This is a genomic window from Amycolatopsis coloradensis, from assembly GCF_037997115.1.
In the GTDB taxonomy this organism is placed as follows: Bacteria; Actinomycetota; Actinomycetes; order Mycobacteriales; family Pseudonocardiaceae; genus Amycolatopsis; species Amycolatopsis coloradensis_A.
In genome coordinates this window covers 1,005,629-1,024,431 of the sequence record NZ_CP150484.1, presented here as the reverse complement: position 1 = coordinate 1,024,431, position 18,803 = coordinate 1,005,629, and the positions used below count along the sequence as shown (strand labels likewise).

The following is an 18,803-nucleotide window of genomic DNA, read 5'->3' as shown; positions in this document are numbered from 1 at the left end:
ATCGGTCGGTGACCCCAGCAACGATGCCTCATCGCGCCACTTTGCGCAGATCGGTGACGTTGTTCCGGGCCTTTCTCACCGAACAGACGGATCCGGACGGTTTCTACTCGGTGCTCGCCGGTGACTCGGTCCGTCAATTGGCGCGGCACACTCCGTTGAACGGACGGACCATCGTCGACGTCGGTGGCGGGCCCGGCTATTTCTCCGATGCGTTTCGTGCCGCCGGAGCCACGTACCTCGGCATAGATCCCGACGTCGGAGAGCTGACGGCGCGCGGAGAGGCAGGTGAGAACATGGTCCGCGGCAGCGGGACGAATCTGCCGGTGCGCACCGCGTCCGTGGACGTCTGCTATTCGTCGAACGTCCTCGAACACGTTTCCGAACCCGAGGTCATGCTGGCCGAGATGTGCCGGGTGACCAAACCCGGCGGCACGATTTTCGCCTCGTTCACGCCGTGGTATTCGCCGTGGGGTGGTCACGAGACGGCGCCGTGGCATTTCCTCGGCGGCCACTACGCCCGGCGGCGTTATCTCGAAAAGAACGGCAAGGAGCCGAAGAACAAATTCGGGGAGAGCCTTTTCGCCTTTTCCGCCGGCGCGGCCATCCGGTGGGGGAAGGCCGCGCCGCTCGCCGATCTCCAGGAGGTGTACCCGCGCTATCACCCCTCCTGGGCCCAGTGGATCGCGCACGTCCCCGGGATCCGGGAAGTCGCGTCGTGGAATCTGGTGATGGTGCTGCGCAAGCGTCAGTGACGTGAGGGTGCGGGGCGGCGCTTCACCAGCAGGAAGACCCCAAGCGCGAGGAAGGCCGCGCCGCCGATCCCGAGCACGATCGGCCCGGTGCTCCCGATGAAGTCCAGCTTGCCCTTGTTCTCGTCCACCTGCTTGACCATCGCGTCGACCGTCGCGTCGGTGAAGGCAAGCTTGCCGTCGAAGACCACCGTGGGCGTGGGATTCGCGGCCGACCGCAGTTCCTGGTGCGACCGCTGTTCCTGCTTGACCTGGATCCCCGTCACCGGCTCGATCCAGCTCGTGATGGTGCCCTGGTAGAACTGGCCCGCCTCGACGGAGTCGCCGGCGGCGCCGATGAGCGAGCCCGGCACCTTCTTGGTCGAGATCTTCGTGTCGGGGATCTCCTGGACGAACTTGTAGACCTCGACGCCCTTGATGTCCTCGACACCCTTGAAGCGGGCCTGGACGGGGCGGCCGGTGTTGTCGTCGTAGACCTGGTAATCCTTCTGTTCGGTGCCGAAGGGGAACTTGAAGTTCAGGCCGGGCTGCGGCTTGTACTCCTGGACCTCCTCGGGCTTCTCGCCCTCTTTTTCGGGCTTCTCCTTGAGTTTGGTGACGAAGCTGCTGTTGGCCGAGCACTTCGCCTCCTGGTCACCGCCCGGCGGGAGGTACCCCTCCGCGGTGCGGCGGTCGAAGCAGACCTGGCGTTTGCTCGCGCTGACCACGGTCTGGTCGCTGGTGTCGACGACCGAGACGGCCATCAGCCACACGGCGACGTCCGTGCCCTCCCGCATCTCCGGCGGCGCGAAGTTCGCCACCACGCGGGCGGTCGCCTTCAGCTTGGCGTCGTCACGGATCTCCGTGACGGTCTTGCCGCCTTCGGTCTTCACCGCGAGCACCTTGGACGCGGTGCCTTCGAGGACCGACGTCGATTCCTGGTTCAGCGGCACCTTGGCGAGCTCGGGCTTCACGTAGGTCGGCAGCAACACCGCGCCGGCGACGGCGAACACCCCTAGTGCCAAGAAGATCAGGCTCAACGCTCGACGCAACGGTCCTCCTGGTGAGACCACGGAAAAATCCACATTACCCATCGGTAATCAGTCGCCAGATACTGGCTCCTGGGCCGGTCAGCGTCAAAGGTGTGACCGGCGGTCACAGGCACCGCGTGCGACCGGAAGGCGGTACGCGCGCCGCCATTCGGCGCAGGCAGCCAAACATGTTTGTTCCCGGGAACAACGTGAGCGGGACCACCATCGGACGACTTCCGGTGCGTGGAAAGGAACTCTGTGCCGCAGGACCTGGACGATCCCCGCGCGCTGGACATCGGCGCCTACTCGGATTCGATCACCGACATCGAGCTCCGCGACGCGGTCGCCGACGTCGCCGCGCTGCTTTCGTTGCACGGCAACGTGATCCGTGATCTCGACGCCAGGAGATCACGGTGGCGCCCCGGGCGGCGGTCCCCGCATCCCGACATCGTCCTGTCCGCGGCCGGCAGACGTCCACAGTGGACGAGATCGGCGAACCCCGAGGTGACCCTGCCGGTCGCCACGACCGCGCGCGGCCGGACCCTCGCGGTGCGGCTCACCGCGCGGCCCGGTCTTGGGCACACGCTGCTGGATCTCGCGAGGATCATCGACGCCGACATGGCGCCGGAGAGAAGGAGCTAGGCGTCCGCCAGCCGGACCGCCTCCAGCGCGACGTAGAGCTCGCCGACGTCGACCGGGTCGGACAGGTCGCGCCGGGTCAGTTCCTGCACCCGGCGCAGCCGGTACCGGACCGTGTTCGGATGGACGATCAGCCGGTCCGCGGCCTCCTTGGCCGAGCCGTGCCCGGCGAACCACGCGACCAGCGTGTCGAGCAGGACCTGCCGTTCCGGCTTGGGCAGCACCAGGAGCCCGGCCAGCACCGAGCGCAGGACGTCCCGCGACATCTCCGGCGCGCTCGCGACCAGCGTGGTGACCGGGGAGTCGCCGAAGACGGCGACGCCGGCGGCACCGGTGGTCAGTGAGCGGCGGGCGATCCGGGCGCGGTGTACCGCGTCCGGTATCTCGAGGAATCCGTTGAAAGGTCTGCTCATCCCCGCCGCCAGCGGCAGGGTGCCCAGTACGTCGCGCAGCCGCCGGACGTCCTCGACGCGGTCGATCACGACCAGGCCGACCCCGGCGCCGGGCCGCCAGGCCGACTTCCAGCGCCGGGCTCGCAGCAGGGCTTCGACGCCGGGCGGCTCGTCCGGTTCGATGGATTCGGTCACGACGGCGACGAAGGTGCCCGACGCCGGGAGGTCGAGTTCCTTGGCGGCGTTCTCGAGCTCGGCCTGGGTGGCGAACCGGCCCTGCAGCAGGCCGTCCAGCAGGGCGAGCTTCTCCTGGGAGAGTTCGGCGGCGACCTCGCTGTACGCGGTGGTCAGCGCGTCGGAGTAGAGGTCGATGGTCTTCCACACGTTGGAGTTGATCTCCACCGTGCGGGCGGGGTTGATGAAGCCGGGGCCGGCCAGCTCCAGCAGACGCTCGTAGACGAAGATCCCGCCGATCCGGAACGCGCGGAGTACGGACGGCAGCGGGATACCCTGCCTGGCCTGGGCCAGCCCGGTCTTGCGGGCCGCGTCGAGCGGGAGTCCCCGCCCCTCGACGAGCGCGGTCAGCGCCCGTTCGAGATTCGCGCGGCAGACCTTGCGCAACTCGTCCGGCGCGGTGCTGTCCACCTGGTGATAGAACTCGTCCTCGTCGCTGAGGAGCTGGGCGAGCCGATCACTGAATTCGGGCAGCCGGGTGAGCATCGCCTGCATGAGCACACGCTGCTCCCGGGGTGCGGGAGTAGCGAGAGCTTCGGTGCCCATCCGTCAACTCTAACCCGATCGAGTGGCCGCTTTTTATCACGATGCGACGAAAGGGCGGTTTCACGAGCTGAGTGCCGTTGACAACCTGCGGAGTGTGTCGCGGGCTTGCCGCAGCTCATCGGGGGTGACACCGCTGTCGTCGAGCACGGCGCGACGCCGTGATTCACTCGCGTCCCACAGGCGCTCCAGCAACCGTGTGCCCTCGGGCGTGATGGCGTACAGGGGCGAGCGGCGATGGGCGGGATTCGGCTCCGCGCGAAGCTGGCCCGCCTCGGTGAGGTCGTCCGCGACGCGTTGCACGGCTTGGCGGACCTGTCCGAGTCGCCGCGCTATGGCGGGGACGGCGAGCGGTTCCTCGGACACCGTGCTGAGCACGTGCCAGCGTGCGACCGTGGTGCCCAGTCCGCTGGCCTCCCGCTCGCTGATCCGGCGGCTCAGGCCCGCCACTTCGTAGACGTCGGCGATCAGCAGCCGGTAGTCGTGGACGAAGTCGGTCATGTTTGACAGCATACTGTCAAATTGTCATCCTGGCCCGTATGGACGTCACGGAACGGATCGCCGCCGTCTTCACCGCCAAGGGGCCGCGTCCCGAACTCGCCGGACGGCTGGGCGTGTTCGAGCCGCTGATCGGCAGCTGGGATCTCGTGGTGCACAACTACGCCGAGGACGGGAGTGTCCGAACCGTCGACGGTGAATGGCATTTCGGCTGGGCGCTCGACGGCCGTGCGCTGGCCGACGTGTGGATCAGTCCCGCCCGGGCGAGCAGGGGCGACGGGATGGACGGGGAGTGGGGGATGAGCCTGCGCTTCTACGACGAGAAGATCGGCGCGTTCCGGTCGACCTGGCTCGGCCCCGGCAAGGGCTGGGTGATCCCGTTCCTCGGGAAGCCGACGGAGGACGGCTTCGAGATCGAAGCCGACACCGACGGTGTCCGGCGCCGGTGGATCTTCTCCGAGCTGACCGGCGAGAGGTTCTCCTGGCGGGCGGAGGAAACGCTGCCGGACGAGGACCCCTTCGTCCGGCAGCGTTTCGAGGCCACTCGCGCGCTCAGTGGTTGATCTTGAACCACGGCTGCGACCAGCCGAGATAGGTGTAGTTCCACGCGTTCTTGATCTCCGAGATCGTGGTCTCGGTGAAGCTGCCTGGACCGTGGATGTCGTTCGACAGGAACTTGCCACCGCCGATGGAGATCATCGTGTGCCCGGTGCCGCCGTTGCTGAAGAACGCGAGCCCGCCCGCGGGGACCTGGGTGTCACCGGGGTGCTTGTACGAACCCGGGATCTGGGTCCAGTGCACATAGGCGGTTTCCGAACCGCTCGCGGTCCAGCCGTAGGCCCACGCGTTGATCCGGTCGCACCAGCGGTAGTAGTCGGGATCGTTGTTCGTGTGCACGTGCGCCTTCGCCCAAGCGACGGCTTCGGCGCAGGTCCGCGGGTTGCCGGTGCCCGCGGTGGAGCAGGAAAGGGTGCTGCCGGCGCAGTCCGGGGCGACGCGGCCGTCCGAACCGGTGTAGACGTAGGCGTCACTGATGTAGCCGCCCTTCGACGGCACGTAGTCCCAGATGTCGGTGGTGCCGTACTTCCCGGTCACGGTCGAGCCGTTCGTCTGGCAGTCGATCGTGACGGCGGTGCCGCTCGCGACGGTGCCGACCGAACTCGCGCTGGTGCTCGGGCTCGACCGCACGGTCACCGCCACCCCGGAGTCGGTGTTCACCGTGCCCGTCGCCGCGAGCGCCTCGCCCGCGCCGCCGAGCATGATCGCCCCGGCCAGGGCGATCGTGCCCACCGCGCCCCTGGCGATCCTCGATCGGATCTTCATCTCTGTCCTCCAGTGGTTTCCCCGAATAGGGGGACAGGATGGCGGATCCCCGTACAAGGCGCGTACAAGAAATCAACCGTCCGAAGTGGACGGTTCTATACCGGGACGAGCTCCGGTTCGGCGGCCTGTTCGATGATTGGGACATCATTCGCGTAACGGGCGTTCCGCTCGGTGAGCAGTGTCCGAAGCCGCGCGAGCGCGCGGAACTGGGCCGCGCGGACCGCTCCCGCGCTCGGCAGGCCGAGCCGTTCGGCCGTCTCCTCGGCCGAAAGCCCGAACACGAACCGGAGCGCCAGCACCTGCCGGTGCGGCATCGGCAATCTCGCCAGCAGGACACCGGCCTGCAGCCGGTGTTCCAGGCGTTCGATCTCGTCCGGGTCGCGGCGGGTCCAGAGTGGCAGCCCGTCGCCGATCTCCGGGACGGAGGCGACCGGTTCGCGGGAACGGCGCCGGTGCAGATCGGCCACTTTGTGCCCGGCGATCCCGAGGGCGAACGCGAGGAACCGGTCCGGGCGGTACCGGTAGCGGGGCAAGGCGATCAGGACCGCCTGCAGTACCTCCTGTGCGCAGTCCTGTGCGTCGCAAGCGCCCGTTCCAGCGCTCCCGAGCCTGCTCGCGCAGTAGCGGAACACGTGTGGGCAAAGGAAACGGGTCAACTCCTGGATCGCGTCCGGATCACCGGCCACGGCCGCCCGGACCACTCTGCTGTCCGGGTTGGGCAGTCGCCCCGCCGTGGCGGCGGCACGGGAGTCCGCGGGGACCGTCGATGGCGCTACCTCGTCCAAGTCTGCACTCCTGGTTCAGGGGAACTGGCCGCCAAGGTGCGCCCGTCATCGGGGACTGGGACTTCGTGCGCGGTGGTCCAGCTTGCCGCTCCCCGAGAGGGATGTCCACACGACGGGCCGGAAGTCATCCGAACCGCGCAATGTCTACTGTGGACACTGGTCGCGCGCCACCTTGAAGCAGGACAGTACTGGGGGATAGGCGGTGGTATCGGTGCTGAGGAGATCCGACGTCCAGACCAGGCAATGCGCGAGAACCCGGATCCGCCGGTCGAGATCGGCGTTCTCGCAGGCCTCGTCGATCTGGTCGGCGCAGGTGACCCGGTCGTCGCGGACACTGGCGGCGATGGCGCGGACGATCGCGGCCACGCCGGGATCGAGCCGGTCCGGCCGGACCGCCATACCCGCGTGATCCCGCAGTCGCAGGGTGAACGGTTCACCGATCCGCAGCGACCGGCGGCGATCCTTGGCCGCCAAGGAGAACGTGTCGACCAGTCGTCCGACGACGTCGCCGAACGCCGGTGCGCGCCGGGTGGAGGAAGCGATGGACACCAGCGCGGTGGCGAGCCGGTCGGCTTCACCCGATCTGGTGAGCGAAAGGAGATCGCGGGCGACGGTGTGCGCGCGTTTGGCAGTGGGTGTCATGTCGGGCCCCTCATTCGTCGTGCCGATTCCCGTTACCCCGCGGTGCGAGCGCTAAACCCGAAGGCCCGCCGGATTGGCGCGGGTGGAGGTGCGGGTTGCGCCGTTCGGCTCACGTCGCGGGTTCTGTAACGGTGAGAGACCGGGTGACATCGCCTGGTGCGACCGGTCGTCGGCGGGCGGAGGGCCATGCTGTCGAGTCTTCTTCCCGGGCTGCGGGAGCTCCGGGCACCGCTCGCCGCGGGATACGTCTGGCTTCTCGGCCTCTGGCTCGCCCCGCGGCCGGGCCTGCCTCCATCGGCTCAGGCTTCCGGCGTCTACCGGGACCTGCTGGACCTCGGGTCCTGGGCGGGAAAGGCCGCGGTCTTCGCGGCCGCCACTTTCGCCGCCTACCTTCTCGGCACCCTGTCGCTCGCTGTCACGCACTGGCTGGACACCGTCGTGACCCCGCTGTTCCGCGCGTCGAGACTCCGGAGCATCGCCTGGCTGGAGCCCAAGTATCGCGGCAGGCGCCGAATCCTGCGCGCCCTGCGGGCCGTGGTCAACAAGCTGTCCGACCGGTTCCTCACGGACGAGGACTTCCGCGACAAGGTGCTGACCCACATCCGAGGTCTCCAGGAGTTCGCCAGCACCGTCCTGGCCTGGCGAGTGTGTCCGTGGTGCCTGACCGCCCTGATCGTGCCCGTAAGCTCCTTTACCTCGGCGCGTCGTCGTGGGCGGCGGCCGAGCAGAATCTCGCGGTCGCGCCCGCCGCGGAACGGGGCGAAAGCCCGGCACTCGAACGGCTCAAGTCAGCCGACGTGGAGTTCGTCCCTTCGAAGAGCTGATGGTGGGACGGGTCGTGCCCGGCTACTACGCCGGTTACCCCAACGCTCGGGCGCGGATGGAGACGCAAGGACGGATCGCGACCGTCGCGCCGAGCAGGTCCATGCCGGAACCGAAGTTCCAGCGACCGTCCACAAGGGACACCCTTCTTTGAATCCAGTGCCCGGTTTGAGGCATTCGCGTGGGTTCGCGAGGGGGTCGTGAGTGATAAAGGCGGTTCTAACCGTCTGTCCTGTTTCAGGACCTCACGGACAGTTGTGTTTCAGTACTTGTCGGACAGTTCTGGGTTGGTCAGTGGTCGGTAGCGTACTGATCTGTTGAGGGTGAGCCGGCGGGCGACTGTGTCGTTGATCATGATGGCGACGCGGTCGCCCTGCCAGAAGACGGTGTCGGCCTAGCACGATGGAACAGCCGGGGAAGGCGATGACCCCGGTGCTGGAGACGGCGCGCTGGGTGGTTCCGCTGGGAGCTGTGGAACCTTCGAGTGGAGTGGCTTTGGGGCTGGCGTCGTAGCGTTGCCGCGGGGTGTGGCCGTCGAGGCTCTGGTGTCTCCGGTTGCTGTAGATCAGGCGGTAATCGTCGAGAAGGTGTTGCAGAGCGGCCAGGTTCTCGGCTGGTGGCCGGGCGGCGAGCCATTTCTGCAGGCTCGATCTGGCCGCGATCGCGCAGGATCCGGTAGATCGACGACCGCGAGGGCGGCGGGACCATCAGGCGAACCCGACGGTCCCCTCGGCCTGGAACCGCGCCACGTTGATCTTCTCGCCCGCGGCGGCCTTGACGATCGCGGCGACAAACCCTGCTCTGCCCATCGCCGCATGATCACCACACAACCCCCTCACCGCTCACGACCCTTTGTGGACACTGGCGGCGCGTCGCCTCTGCCTGGGAGGCGGCCCTAGCGCGTGAGCAGGTCCCGCAGCGCCTTCACCACCTCCGCCGGTGATTCCTCGGCCATGAAGTGCCCCGACGTGACCGTCCGGTGGTCCAAGTCGGTCGCCCACGCCTGCCAGAGCGCGACGGCGTCGTAGCCCAGTGCGGCGCCCCAATCCTGCTGGAGCACGGTGAGCGGCATCGTGAGCCGGTTGCCCGCCGCGCGGTCCGCCTGGTCGTGCTCGACGTCGATGCCGGCCGACGCGCGGTAGTCGGCGACGATCGAGGTCACCGCGTTCCGTGACGCCTCCAGGTACGCGGCCCGGACGTCGGCCGGGATCGCGTCGCCGCGCTGGGTCCACGCGTCGAGGAAGTGACCGAAGAACGCGTCGGGAGCGGCGCCGATCAGCTGTTCGGGCAGTCCGGGCGGCTGGGCCATCAGGTAGAGGTGGAAGCCGACCGCGGCGGTGGTGCCGTGCAGGACGTCCCACATGTCCAGCGTCGGCAGCACGTCGAGGATCGCGAGATGGCTCACCTTGTCCGGGTGGTCGAGGCCGGCGCGCAGCGCCACCAGCGCGCCCCGATCGTGCCCGGCGAGGGCGAATCGGTCGTGACCGAAGGCCTTCGCGACGGCGACGACATCGTCCGCCATCGACCGCTTCGAGTAAGTCTCGCCGGTGTCGGCGGGCTTGTCGCTTTCGCCGTATCCTCGCAGGTCAAGGCAGAGGACGGTGTGGTCGGCCGCCAGATCGGCCGCGACGTGCCGCCACATGAGATGGGTCTCGGGGAAACCGTGCAACAGCACGATCGGGCTGCCCGTCCCGGCGACGGCGACGTTGACCGCTACGCCGTCCGCGACGGGCACACGCTGGTAGTCGAATCCGGTGATGCGCATGGGTACCTTCCTGGTCGTTCCGTGACGATCGCCAGCGTGCCCGGTCCGAATCAGCACCCGGTCAGCGGCGACCGAGCGGCCGGGGCACGATGATCACCGTCGGTGCAGCGAGGAGGTGACGATGCGGTTCGGGGTGCTCGGTCCGCTCGTGGCCGAGGACGCGCGGGGCGAAGCCGGGCTCAAGGGCCCGCGGCACCGCGCGGTGCTGGCCAGGCTGCTGATCGCCCGTGGCCGGGTCGTGCCGGTGGAACGCCTGGTCGACGACCTGTGGGAACGCCCGCCCGAGGGCGCGGTCGGCGCCGTCCAGACGTTCGTCGGTGCCCTGCGCCGCGCCCTCGAGCCGGATCGCGCGCCTCGTGAGCCCGCGCGGCTGCTCGTCACGGTCGCCCGCGGCTACGCCCTGCGCGCCGATTCCGTCGACGCGTGGGAATTCGAGACCGCCGTCGCAGCGGCCCGTGAACTGCTCGACGCCCGGCGGCCGGACGCGGCACTGTCGCAAGTGGACACCGCCCTCGCGCTCTGGCGCGGCCCCGCGTACGCCGAATTCGCCGAGGAGGGCTGGGCCGTCGGCGAAGTCTCCCGCTTGACCGAACTCCGTTCGCTGGCGGGAGAACTCCGTGCCGAAGCGCTCCTCGCGCTCGGGCGCGCCGCCGAGGCGATCCCGTGGCTGGAAGGGCTGGTGCGTGCGCATCCGCTGAGGGAGAACGGTTCCCGGCTTCTGGCGCTCGCGCTCTATCGCGCCGGGAGGCAGGGTGACGCGCTGGCGGTGTTGCGCACGGCGCGCGAACACCTCGCCGACGAACTCGGCATCGATCCCGGCGCCGGCCTGCGGGAACTGGAGGCCGACATCCTCGCGCAAGCGCCTCGGCTGGAGCCGTCCGCGCCCAAGATCGCCGAGCGGCCATTGGTCGGGCGCGACGCGGAGCTGGCCGAGCTCGAAGAAGCCGTGACGCGGTCTCGGCTGGTGCTCGTCTCCGGCGACGCCGGGGTGGGGAAGACCGCGCTCGCCGAAGCGTTCTCCGCACGTCTCGCCGCGCGAGGCTGGACCACGGCGTGGGGAAGCGATCCCGACGACGAGGGCGCGCCGCCCGCCTACGCCTGGACCCGGATCCTGACCACGCTCGCCGACGCCGGGTACGGCCCGGCGCCGACGGCGGAGCCGGGGACCGAAGACCCACTGGCCGCGCGCTGGCGGTGGCATCGCGCCGTCGCGGCTCATCTGTCCGCTGCCGCGCCGCTCCTGCTCGTCCTCGACGATCTGCACTGGGCGGGCGAAGAGACCTTGGCGCTGCTGACCTCGGTGCTGGCCGAACCGGTGTCGATCATCGCGACCTATCGCGGCACCGACCCGCCCGCCCGGCTGACGGACTTCCTCGCCAGGGCCGCTCGCCACGAGCCGACGCGGATCTATCTCGGCGGCTTGCCCGAGACCGAGGTCGTCGGCCTGGTCCGTGCCACGACCGGAGAAGAGATCGATCCGGACACCGCCGCGGTGCTCCATCGGCGCACCGGTGGGAACGCGTTCTTCGTCCGTGAACTCGCCCGCCTGCTGGCCACCGAAGGCGCGGCCGCCCTGGACGCGGTGCCGCCGGGCGTCCGCGACGTCGTCCGCCACCGGGTGGACGCGCTGCCGGACGACGTCCGCGGCGTGGTGCGGCGGGCGGCGGTGATCGGGACGGACGTCGATCTGGACCTTCTCGAAACCCTGGTGGGGAAGACCGCGCTCGACGCCGCCGAGATCGCGGTCCGGCGCGGATTCCTGACCGAGCGGGCGCCGCGCCGGTTCCGGTTCGCGCACGCGCTCGTGCGGGACACGCTCTACCACGATCTCTCCCGTTCACGGCGCGCCCGCGAACACGGCGAGATCGCCGAAGCGCTGGAAGATCTCCGCCCGGACGACGTCGACGCCCTGGCGCACCACTTCCTCCTGTCGGAGGAGCACGACGACCGTGCCGCGCGGTACGCGCAGGCCGCCGCCGAACGGGCCGAGAACCGTTTCGCGTCAACGGAAGCGGCACGCCTTTGGGACGCCGCACTCGCCGCGTTCGACCGCTTCGGCGCCTCCGACACGGCGAAGCGGCTGGAGCTGATCATGGGCAAGGCCCGCGCTTCGGCCGTCGCCGGCGGGCTCGGCCAGTCGCGGAAGCATCGGGCCGAAGCGTTGGAACTGGCCGAAAAGCTGGACGATCCACTGCTGACCGCACGGGTGATCGGTGCCTTCGACGTCCCCGCCAGCTGGACCGAAAGCGACGACAGGGAACTCGCTTCCCGGATCGCGGAAGCCGTCGAGCGCACCCTCGCCGCCTTGCCCGCCGAACACGTGGCCGAGCGGTGCCGTCTGCTGGCGACCCTCGCCGTCGAGATGCGGAACGCGGGTGGACCGCGGGCACGCGAGGCGGCCCGGGAAGCCGAGGAGCTCGCCCGGCGGCTGGAAGATCCGGCTCTGCTGGCGTTCGCGCTCAACGCCCGGTTCCTGCAGTCCTTCGACCGCGCCGGTCTCGCCCCCGAGCGGGCCGCGATCGGCGCCGAACTGGTCGGCCTCGCCGCGCGGCACGGGCTCGTGACGTTCGAGGTGCTCGGGCACCTCGTGCTCCTGCAGGCGAAAAGCGCGCTCGCGGATTTCGCCGCCGCGGACCGGCACGCCGCGTCGGCGGACGAACTCGGCGAGCGATACGGTCTTCCGCTCGTCGGCGTGTTCACCCGGTGGTATCGCGCGATGCGGACCGCGATGACCGGTCCCGGTGGGGAGGCCGCCTACCGCGCCGCGGCGGCGGGTCTCGCGGGAACGGCCATGTCCGGTGTGGACAACGGGATCCTCGCGCTCGCGCTGTACTGCGACCGGATCCAGCGTGGTTTGCCGCCGGAAGCTTGGGAAGACGACTACGGCGCTTACGAAAGCTGGTGCCGCCCGGCGCTCCCGATCCCGGATTCGCCAAGAGACCTGCTGTTCGAGGCACGCACCTGTCTGCACGCCGTCGTCGCGCTCGAACTCGGTGACCGGACGACGATGGAAAGCCTGTACGCCGAACTCCTGCCCGCCGAAGGGGAGATCGCCGGCGCCGGGAGCGGGATGCTCACCCTCCGCCCGGTCGCGTACTACCTCGGCGAGCTGGCCACCGCCCTCGGCCTGCGAGAAGCGGCCGCCGAGCACCATCGGAAGGCGCGGGACATCGCGGTGAAGGCCGGTTCACCGCACTGGGGTTAGCTCACTGCTCGCGCATCGCGCGGCGGATCTCGGCCAGCTTGTCCTTGGCGGCCTTGTCGCGGTCGGCGATCTTCTTGTCGAGCGAAGCGACGTCTTCCTTGCCGCCGAGCCCGGCGAGCTCGGTCGAGCCCAGCGACGTCGTGTAGCGCTGCTCGATCCGGTCCCGCACGTGGTCGAACGAGGGCACGCCGCTCTCGCTGTAATCCGGCTCCGGGACCTCGACCGGCGCGGTCGGGGTCTCTTCGACGATCTCGGCGTCGAGGATCTCCGGCTTCTTGTCCGGGTTGTTCTCGGTCATCGTCCACTCCGTCCTGCGTGCCACGGCACGGCTTCGGTCATCAACCCGAGCATGCCCGAAACCAGCCGCATCTGGTCGACCGTGCGGATGTCGGCTTCGACCAGCCGCGGCGAGCAGACCACGATCGCGAGCGCCTGCGCCCGTGAGAGCGCCACGTTGAGCCGGTTGCGGGAGAGCAGGAAGTCCAGGCCACGCGGCAGATCGACGGCCGACGACGAGGTCATGGTGGTGATCACCACCGGCGCCTCCTGCCCCTGGAACCGGTCCACGGTGCCCACCCTGACGCCGGGGTGCCCGGCCTGGTCCAGTGCGCGGGCCACGACCCTGGCCTGCAGGTTGTACGGCGCCACCACCAGGATGTCTGCGTCGCCGAGCGGCCGGGGCTCGCCGTGATCGGTCCAGGCGCGGCCGTGGAGTTCGGCGACGAGGGAGGTGACCGCCTCGGCCTCCTCGATCGACCGTGTCGTGTTGCCGTGGTGGTCGACCTCGGCGAGGTACAGGCCCGCTTCGACGCCGTCGATCGACCGCTCGGCCGCCGAGGGATGCGAGTGCAGGCGGCCCGCGTAGGACAGCCGCGACACCGGCGCGCAGACGGCCGGATGCATCCGGCGGGTTTCGTCGAGGAAGTACCCGAGCTCGGCCGGGATGATGTCCGCCTCGCCGATCAGGTGTCCGAGCGCGGACGCTTCGGCGCCCGCGGGATGCGTACCCTGCACGACCTGCGGCAACTGCTGCGGATCGCCCAGCAGCAGGAGATTCTTGGCGCACATCGACACCGCGAGCGCGTCGGCGAGGGCGAACTGGCCCGCCTCGTCGATGATCAGCAGGTCGAACGGCTCTTCCCGGATCGCGGCGTTCGCGAACGTCCAGGCCGTCCCGCCGACCAGATGGCCGGTGTCGTGCTCCTCGCGCCATTTCACCAGCGCGGGATTGGTCTTCGGCTGCTCCCACGGCGCGGCTGGATCCGGGGTCCGCTTGGCGCGTTTGGCGCACGGCAGATCCGGCGCGTTCTTGAGCGCGGCCGACAGCACGTTCTCCACGGCCTTGTGACTGGTCGACGTGACGGCGATCGTCTTGCCCGCGCGCACGAGTTTCGCGATCAGCCTGCCCGCGAGGTACGTCTTACCCGCGCCGGGCGGGCCCTGGACGGCGAGCGTGGAGCCGTCGAGCGCCTCGACGGCCTCGATCACCGTGGTCACCAGGTCCGGCCCGGGTTCGGGCAAGCCCCGGTCGTCGCGCAGCCGCGGCGTCGTACGCCGGAGGAGATCGACGCCGGGATGGGCGGGCAGCACCGGCAGCGTGTCGACGACGAGGCGGGCGAGATCCGCGACCGCGTCGTCCTTGGGGGAGGGGCGGACCGGGCTCCCGGGCAGCACCGCGACCGGCCGGTCGGCGGTGGTCTCGTCGGGCGGGCAGCTCTCTTCCAGGGTCAGCTCGACGGCGGTGGCCGAGACGACCTTGGCGTCCCTCGCGGCCGCTCCGTACCGCAGGCGGACGTCGTCGCCGGGGGCGAAGGGATGCGGCCGGTCCGGGTCGCAGCGAAGCACGAGCGAGCGCTTCGCCTTCCGGACCCGGCCCGACGGCGGCACCCATTCCCCGGCCTCCAACGAGACCGGGACGGTGCAGGCGTTGTCGGTCTCCAGATCGCCGAGCGGGGCGGCCAGCTGGCGAAAGTACTCCCACCACGCCGGATTCGTCTCGCGGCGGTGGTAGCCGACGGACGCGGCCAGCAGCGCGCGGGCGCGATCCTCTCCGGTGAACTCGGCCGGATCGTCGGGGAGCCCGTCCAGCAGCGGATCGACCAGCGCGGCCAGCTGAGCGGCGCGTTCGGCGCGTTTCTGGGCGGCGACGTCCTCCTCGGACTGCCGGAGCAGTGCGTCCATATCGGACTCTTCCGGCGGCTCGGCGAGCGCGATCTCTTCCTTCACACGGACTTTGTGGAGGAATTCGAAGAGCCGCAGCGTGGAGACGCAGTCGTATTCGTTGTAGTCGCTGATCCCGCGCAGCACTTCTTCCGCGTGTTCGGTCTCGCCGGAGGCGGTGAGCGTCAGGTATTCCTCGTAGGCCTCGATGCTCGAAACCGCGGTCTTGACGTCGCCGTCGCGGGCTTCGGGCATGTAGAGCGGTTCGAGGTACTTGATGGAGTACGACCGCTGCGAGACCCGGAGTGCCTTGCGCACCACGGAATACAGGTCCACCAGACCACCGCTGCGCAGCAGGTGGTCGACGGCGTCCTCGCGGGTCCCGTGCACGGCGGCGAGCCGCTTGATCGCGGTGACCTCGTACGGGGCGTAGTGGTAGACGTGCGAACCGGGATGCTCCGCGAGCCTCGCGGTGGCGAAGTCGACGAACTCCTCGAAGGCCCGTTTCTCCTGCGACCGGTTGTGCGCCCAGAACGGCGTGAACTTCGTGCCCTCCTCGGCGGTAACGGCGCCGAAGAGGTATTCGAGCCCTTCGCCCGCCAAGGCGTACGGGTCGCCTTCCATGTCGAAGAACACGTCGCCGGGCGCGGGTGGCGGGAGTTCGGCCAGCGCGTCCGGATCGATGACCTCGTAGGCGATCTGCCCGGTGGCGTCCTGCCGGACCTGGATCGCGGCCTGGGCGCGCAGCGTGGTGAACGACGTGGTCGAGATGTCGCGCGGCCGGTCTTCCGGTGCGGCGGCCGCGAGCGCGTCGATGGTGCCGAGACCCGCGGCGACGAGTTTGCGCCGCTGATCGCCGCGCATCCCCGCGACCAGAGAAAGATCGCGATCGGCTTCGCGGGCGCTCGCGCAGTGCGCGGCGTAGGAGCAGCCGCCGCACGCGGGCCGCTCGTCGGCCCACAGCGGGACCGGCAGGGTCGGCGGCCGGTTTCGCAGCCGGGCGCGGAGCCGGTTTACCAGCGGGAGGAAGTCGTCGACGCGGAACGAACGCGTGCTGTGATCGCCCAGCAGCAGATGCATCCGCGGACCGGCGGGCCAGCCCGCCCGGCGCAGCGCGTCGGCGTACGCGGTCAGCTGGACGACCGCGGCGGGCTTCGCGTGCCTGGCCAGCTTCGTGTCGTAGACCTCGTAACGGCCTTCCTCGTCCCGCATCAGGAAGTCGGCGCGGCCAGAGAACTCGCCGTCGTGGAAGACCGCCTGGTAGATCACCGGCGCGCCGGCCCGTAGCGCCTCTTCGGTGGCCTTCGCGGCGACGACCGGGTCGCGTTCGTCGATCTCGACGACGGCGCTCCGTTCGCCTCGCAGCTTGTCCAGCGTCGCGGCCTCGTGCGCGCGCCCGTGCGTGACCGCCAGCTGATCCGGCCCGGAGCCCGGCCGCGGCGTTCCCGGGAGGCCGGCGGCCAGCGCCTGGTTCAGGAGGCTGCGGTGCTCGCATTCGAGCAGGTCGGCGAGATCGGACGGGGTGTACATCGCCCGGGAGTCTCGCACGGACTCCCGGATGGACGGTCCCGGCGCGCCGGAGTCAGCCGGAGGTGTGGTCGAACTTCAGATGTGAGGTTATCCGGTAGCGGTCGCCCCGGTAGAGGGAGCGGGTGTACTCGATCACGCGGCCGCCCGCGTCGCGGGTGGTGCGCTCGAAGAGCAGCGCGGGGGAATGCTGCGGGACGCCGAGCAGGCCGGATTCGTCGGGGTCGGTGACGGTCGGCTCGATGATCTGCACGGCCGTCGCGGGAACGACCTCGTACCGGGTGCGGAGAAGTTCGTAGAACGAACCGGATTCGAAGCCCGCGGCCGTGATGTCCGGCACGAGATCCCGGGGGACCAGGATCCGTTCGATCGCCATCGGCGCGTCTTCGACCACGCGGACGCGGGTGACGGCCACCAGCGTTTGGCCGGGGGAGACCTCGAGGCGCTTGCCGAGCCGGGCGCCCGCCGGCGTGGTGGAGAACTCGATCACCCGGCTGGTCCAGTGCCCCTCGGCGGGTGGGGCGAACTGCTCGCCGCCGGTGGCGGGAACGAGGTCCTGGGAGATCTTGCGCGGAGCGGTGAAGGTGCCGCGGCCGTGCTCGCGGACCACGAGGCCGTCGCGCTCCAGTTCGTCTATCGCGGCTCGCAGGGTGGGGCGCGAGACGCCGATTTCACTGCTCAGCGCGCGTTCGGAAGGCAGGACCTCACCCGGCTGCCGCCGCTCGATGAGCTGGCGGAGCCGGTCCTTGACCTCTGTTCGCCGCATGACCACAGCCTACCCAGTGGTCAGCGTGAATTGGCTGGTGGACAAGTTGTCTAGACCTATTGACTTTACCACTTCGCGGGGGAGACGGTGAAAGAAACTGACCAGTGGTAAAGGAGACGAAGATGTCGACCTCAGGGAAGTTTCGCGTTGCCGCCGTCGCGGCGTTGTCGGTCGCCGCACTGGCGGTGGCGCCGGGTGCCGCGGCCGGAGCGGCCGCTTGCGGGGCACTGTTCGACGATTTCCACTACGGCTCGCACATCGACGGGCTCCTCGGCCGGCACGGCTGGCAGGTGCGTTCCGGCGCCGGCGGCCCCGGCGTCGGCGGTGCGCGCTGGGCTCCGGAGGGCATCACCTTCCCGACGTCCGACGGGGACAAGGTGCTGCAGCTCGCCTCCACCACCGACGGCACGCCCGCGGGCACGACGCAAACCGAGATCATGCAACCCGGCCGGCGGTTCTTCGAGGGGACCTACGCGGCCCGGATCCGCTTCTCCGACGCGCCGGTGTCAGGCCCGGACGGTGACCGGATCAACCAGACGTTCTTCACCATCAGCCCGCTCCGCTACGACAACGACCCGATCTACAGCGAGCTCGACTTCTCGGAGTACCTGCCCAACGGCGGCTGGGGCGAGGCGGGCCCGGTGAACTTCCAGACCAGCTGGCACACCTACACCCCGGAGCCGTGGTACGCCGAGAACAAAAGCGACAGCCAGCGCCGCAGCATCGACGGCTGGCATTTCGTCGTCGCGACCGTGTCCGGCGGCCATGTGCGGTATTACATCGACGGCGCCCTGGTGGCCGACCATGACCGCAGCGGGCCGTTCGACGTGTACCCGCGGCAGAACATGTCCCTGAACTTCAACCAGTGGTTCATCGATCTCACGCAGCACAGCGGCGGCACGAGTACCTACCTCGAGCAGGTCGACTGGGTCTACTACGCGAAGAACGAGGTCCTGACGCCGCAGGCCGCCACCGAACGGGCCGCGTCGTACCGGTCCTCGGGCGTGCGGTTCGCCGACGATCTCGGTGGCTGTTAGATAGGAGCCGTGGATCGGCTGACTGAGCGTTTCGAGGAACATCGGACCAGGCTGCGGGCGGTGGCGTACCGGATGCTGGGTTCGGTCAGCGAGGCCGAAGACGCCGTACAGGAGACCTGGCTGCGGCTCGACCGCACCGACACGGCCGAGATCGAGAACCTCGGCGGCTGGCTGACCACGGTGGTGGCGCGGGTGTGCCTGAACGTGCTGCGCTCGCGTGACCACCGGCGGGAAGAACCACTCGACGACCAGCTCTCCGAACCGATCGACTCCACAGCTGATCCAGCCGCCGACGCCGTGCTCGCCGACTCGGTCGGGCCGGCCATGCTGGTCGTCCTGGACACGCTCGCGCCCGCCGAGCGGCTCGCGTTCGTCCTGCACGACATGTTCGCGGTGCCCTTCGACGAGATCGCCGCGCTCATCGACCGCACCCCGGCCGCCGCCCGCCAGCTCGCGAGCCGCGCCCGGCGCCGAGATCCACCATTTCGGCGACGCGGACATGACCACCGTCAGGTTCCCCGACACCGACGTCGCGGCGGTCGGGCGCGGTTTCGGATGCGCCGGGATCACCGTGCGGTCGGTCGAGGACCTGGCCGCCGTCACGGAATGGCTCGGCGGGCCACGGGACGCGCCGCTCGTCGTCGACGCCAAGATCGCCGACGACGGCGGCTCGTGGTGGCTCGCCGAAGCCTTCCGGCATTGAGCC

17 protein-coding genes and 2 pseudogenes are annotated in these 18,803 nt (G+C 69.7%); 9 read left to right on the top strand and 10 right to left on the bottom strand.

Annotation, left to right across the window (positions count from 1 at the left end; genetic code table 11):
• Positions 1-53 precede the first annotated feature (53 nt).
• A complete protein-coding gene (locus LCL61_RS04595; protein WP_340685677.1) occupies positions 54-752 on the top strand; it encodes a class I SAM-dependent methyltransferase in 699 nt (232 codons plus the stop codon).
• On the opposite strand, the gene LCL61_RS04590 is transcribed toward LCL61_RS04595, so the two are convergent.
• Positions 746-1,780: a DUF3068 domain-containing protein gene (locus LCL61_RS04590; RefSeq protein ID WP_340685676.1), complete on the bottom strand. Its 1,035-nt coding sequence runs from the start codon at positions 1,778-1,780 to the stop codon at positions 746-748. The genes LCL61_RS04595 and LCL61_RS04590 overlap by 7 nt on opposite strands.
• Before the next feature lie 237 nt (positions 1,781-2,017).
• Here LCL61_RS04590 and LCL61_RS04585 point away from each other — a divergent pair, with 237 nt between their 5' ends.
• On the top strand, positions 2,018-2,401 hold the full coding sequence (locus tag LCL61_RS04585) for a hypothetical protein (protein ID WP_340685675.1): 384 nt from the start codon (positions 2,018-2,020) through the stop codon (positions 2,399-2,401).
• Here the strand turns inward: LCL61_RS04585 and LCL61_RS04580 are convergent.
• A complete protein-coding gene (locus LCL61_RS04580; RefSeq protein ID WP_340685674.1) occupies positions 2,398-3,570 on the bottom strand; it encodes a helix-turn-helix domain-containing protein in 1,173 nt (390 codons plus the stop codon). The two genes, LCL61_RS04585 and LCL61_RS04580, sit on opposite strands and share 4 nt — an antisense overlap.
• 60 nt (positions 3,571-3,630) lie before the next feature.
• The gene (locus tag LCL61_RS04575; protein ID WP_340685673.1) at positions 3,631-4,068 is read right to left on the bottom strand and encodes a MarR family winged helix-turn-helix transcriptional regulator; all 438 of its coding nucleotides are present in this window, start codon (positions 4,066-4,068) and stop codon (positions 3,631-3,633) included.
• Between the two features lie 38 nt (positions 4,069-4,106).
• On the opposite strand from LCL61_RS04575, the gene LCL61_RS04570 reads away from it, so the two are divergent.
• Positions 4,107-4,628, top strand: coding sequence for a hypothetical protein (locus LCL61_RS04570; protein WP_340685672.1), 522 nt, complete (start codon positions 4,107-4,109; stop codon positions 4,626-4,628).
• On the opposite strand, the gene LCL61_RS04565 is transcribed toward LCL61_RS04570, so the two are convergent.
• The 3 genes from LCL61_RS04565 to LCL61_RS04555 form a co-directional block, all read right to left on the bottom strand.
• A complete protein-coding gene (locus tag LCL61_RS04565; RefSeq protein WP_340685671.1) occupies positions 4,618-5,388 on the bottom strand; it encodes a hypothetical protein in 771 nt (256 codons plus the stop codon). The two genes, LCL61_RS04570 and LCL61_RS04565, sit on opposite strands and share 11 nt — an antisense overlap.
• A gap of 95 nt (positions 5,389-5,483) precedes the next feature.
• Positions 5,484-6,173, bottom strand: coding sequence for a sigma-70 family RNA polymerase sigma factor (locus tag LCL61_RS04560; RefSeq protein ID WP_340685670.1), 690 nt, complete (start codon positions 6,171-6,173; stop codon positions 5,484-5,486).
• Positions 6,174-6,317: 144 nt separating this feature from the next.
• The gene (locus LCL61_RS04555; RefSeq protein WP_340685669.1) at positions 6,318-6,815 is read right to left on the bottom strand and encodes a hypothetical protein; all 498 of its coding nucleotides are present in this window, start codon (positions 6,813-6,815) and stop codon (positions 6,318-6,320) included.
• A gap of 656 nt (positions 6,816-7,471) precedes the next feature.
• Here LCL61_RS04555 and LCL61_RS04550 point away from each other — a divergent pair.
• Positions 7,472-7,639, top strand: a complete 168-nt coding sequence (locus LCL61_RS04550) for a hypothetical protein (protein ID WP_340685668.1) — start codon at positions 7,472-7,474, stop codon at positions 7,637-7,639.
• Complete coding sequence (locus LCL61_RS04545; RefSeq protein ID WP_340685667.1) at positions 7,639-7,791, top strand: hypothetical protein; 153 nt, start codon at positions 7,639-7,641, stop codon at positions 7,789-7,791. Before LCL61_RS04550 ends, LCL61_RS04545 begins: the two co-directional genes overlap by 1 nt.
• 741 nt (positions 7,792-8,532) lie before the next feature.
• Here LCL61_RS04545 and LCL61_RS04540 read toward each other — a convergent pair.
• Complete coding sequence (locus LCL61_RS04540; RefSeq protein ID WP_340685666.1) at positions 8,533-9,402, bottom strand: alpha/beta hydrolase; 870 nt, start codon at positions 9,400-9,402, stop codon at positions 8,533-8,535.
• 121 nt (positions 9,403-9,523) lie between these two features.
• Here LCL61_RS04540 and LCL61_RS04535 point away from each other — a divergent pair, with 121 nt between their 5' ends.
• Positions 9,524-12,607 (top strand): BTAD domain-containing putative transcriptional regulator, encoded by a 3,084-nt coding sequence (locus tag LCL61_RS04535; RefSeq protein WP_340685665.1) that lies wholly within the window; start codon positions 9,524-9,526, stop codon positions 12,605-12,607.
• A 1-nt stretch (position 12,608) separates the two neighbouring features.
• Here LCL61_RS04535 and LCL61_RS04530 read toward each other — a convergent pair whose 3' ends face one another.
• From LCL61_RS04530 to LCL61_RS04520, 3 genes are read right to left on the bottom strand one after another with little or no spacing between them, the layout of a single operon-like run.
• Complete coding sequence (locus LCL61_RS04530; RefSeq protein ID WP_340685664.1) at positions 12,609-12,905, bottom strand: hypothetical protein; 297 nt, start codon at positions 12,903-12,905, stop codon at positions 12,609-12,611.
• Complete coding sequence (locus tag LCL61_RS04525; RefSeq protein ID WP_340685663.1) at positions 12,902-16,297, bottom strand: TM0106 family RecB-like putative nuclease; 3,396 nt, start codon at positions 16,295-16,297, stop codon at positions 12,902-12,904. Before LCL61_RS04525 ends, LCL61_RS04530 begins: the two co-directional genes overlap by 4 nt.
• A gap of 52 nt (positions 16,298-16,349) precedes the next feature.
• A complete protein-coding gene (locus tag LCL61_RS04520; RefSeq protein WP_340685662.1) occupies positions 16,350-17,060 on the bottom strand; it encodes a GntR family transcriptional regulator in 711 nt (236 codons plus the stop codon).
• Positions 17,061-17,182: 122 nt separating this feature from the next.
• Between LCL61_RS04520 and LCL61_RS04515 the strand changes: the two genes are divergently transcribed.
• The 3 genes and pseudogenes from LCL61_RS04515 to LCL61_RS04505 form a co-directional block, all read left to right on the top strand.
• On the top strand, positions 17,183-18,097 hold the full coding sequence (locus LCL61_RS04515; protein ID WP_340685661.1) for a glycoside hydrolase family 16 protein: 915 nt from the start codon (positions 17,183-17,185) through the stop codon (positions 18,095-18,097).
• 9 nt (positions 18,098-18,106) lie between these two features.
• A pseudogene (locus LCL61_RS04510) lies at positions 18,107-18,571 on the top strand (sigma-70 family RNA polymerase sigma factor); the annotation flags it as partial.
• Positions 18,555-18,800 (top strand): annotated as a pseudogene (locus LCL61_RS04505) (thiamine pyrophosphate-binding protein); the annotation flags it as partial. The pseudogenes LCL61_RS04510 and LCL61_RS04505, both read left to right, overlap by 17 nt.
• Between the last annotated feature and the right edge of the window lie 3 nt (positions 18,801-18,803).

Coding starts and splice junctions, on each gene's coding strand:
- LCL61_RS04580 (WP_340685674.1), bottom strand. CDS start 3,570: ATGGGCACCGAAGCTCTCGCTACTCCCGCACCCCGGGAGCAGCGTGTG.
- LCL61_RS04575 (WP_340685673.1), bottom strand. CDS start 4,068: ATGACCGACTTCGTCCACGACTACCGGCTGCTGATCGCCGACGTCTAC.
- LCL61_RS04570 (WP_340685672.1), top strand. CDS start 4,107: ATGGACGTCACGGAACGGATCGCCGCCGTCTTCACCGCCAAGGGGCCG.
- LCL61_RS04565 (WP_340685671.1), bottom strand. CDS start 5,388: ATGAAGATCCGATCGAGGATCGCCAGGGGCGCGGTGGGCACGATCGCC.
- LCL61_RS04555 (WP_340685669.1), bottom strand. CDS start 6,815: ATGACACCCACTGCCAAACGCGCGCACACCGTCGCCCGCGATCTCCTT.
- LCL61_RS04545 (WP_340685667.1), top strand. CDS start 7,639: ATGGTGGGACGGGTCGTGCCCGGCTACTACGCCGGTTACCCCAACGCT.
- LCL61_RS04540 (WP_340685666.1), bottom strand. CDS start 9,402: ATGCGCATCACCGGATTCGACTACCAGCGTGTGCCCGTCGCGGACGGC.
- LCL61_RS04535 (WP_340685665.1), top strand. CDS start 9,524: ATGCGGTTCGGGGTGCTCGGTCCGCTCGTGGCCGAGGACGCGCGGGGC.
- LCL61_RS04530 (WP_340685664.1), bottom strand. CDS start 12,905: ATGACCGAGAACAACCCGGACAAGAAGCCGGAGATCCTCGACGCCGAG.
- LCL61_RS04525 (WP_340685663.1), bottom strand. CDS start 16,297: ATGTACACCCCGTCCGATCTCGCCGACCTGCTCGAATGCGAGCACCGC.
- LCL61_RS04520 (WP_340685662.1), bottom strand. CDS start 17,060: ATGCGGCGAACAGAGGTCAAGGACCGGCTCCGCCAGCTCATCGAGCGG.
- LCL61_RS04515 (WP_340685661.1), top strand. CDS start 17,183: ATGTCGACCTCAGGGAAGTTTCGCGTTGCCGCCGTCGCGGCGTTGTCG.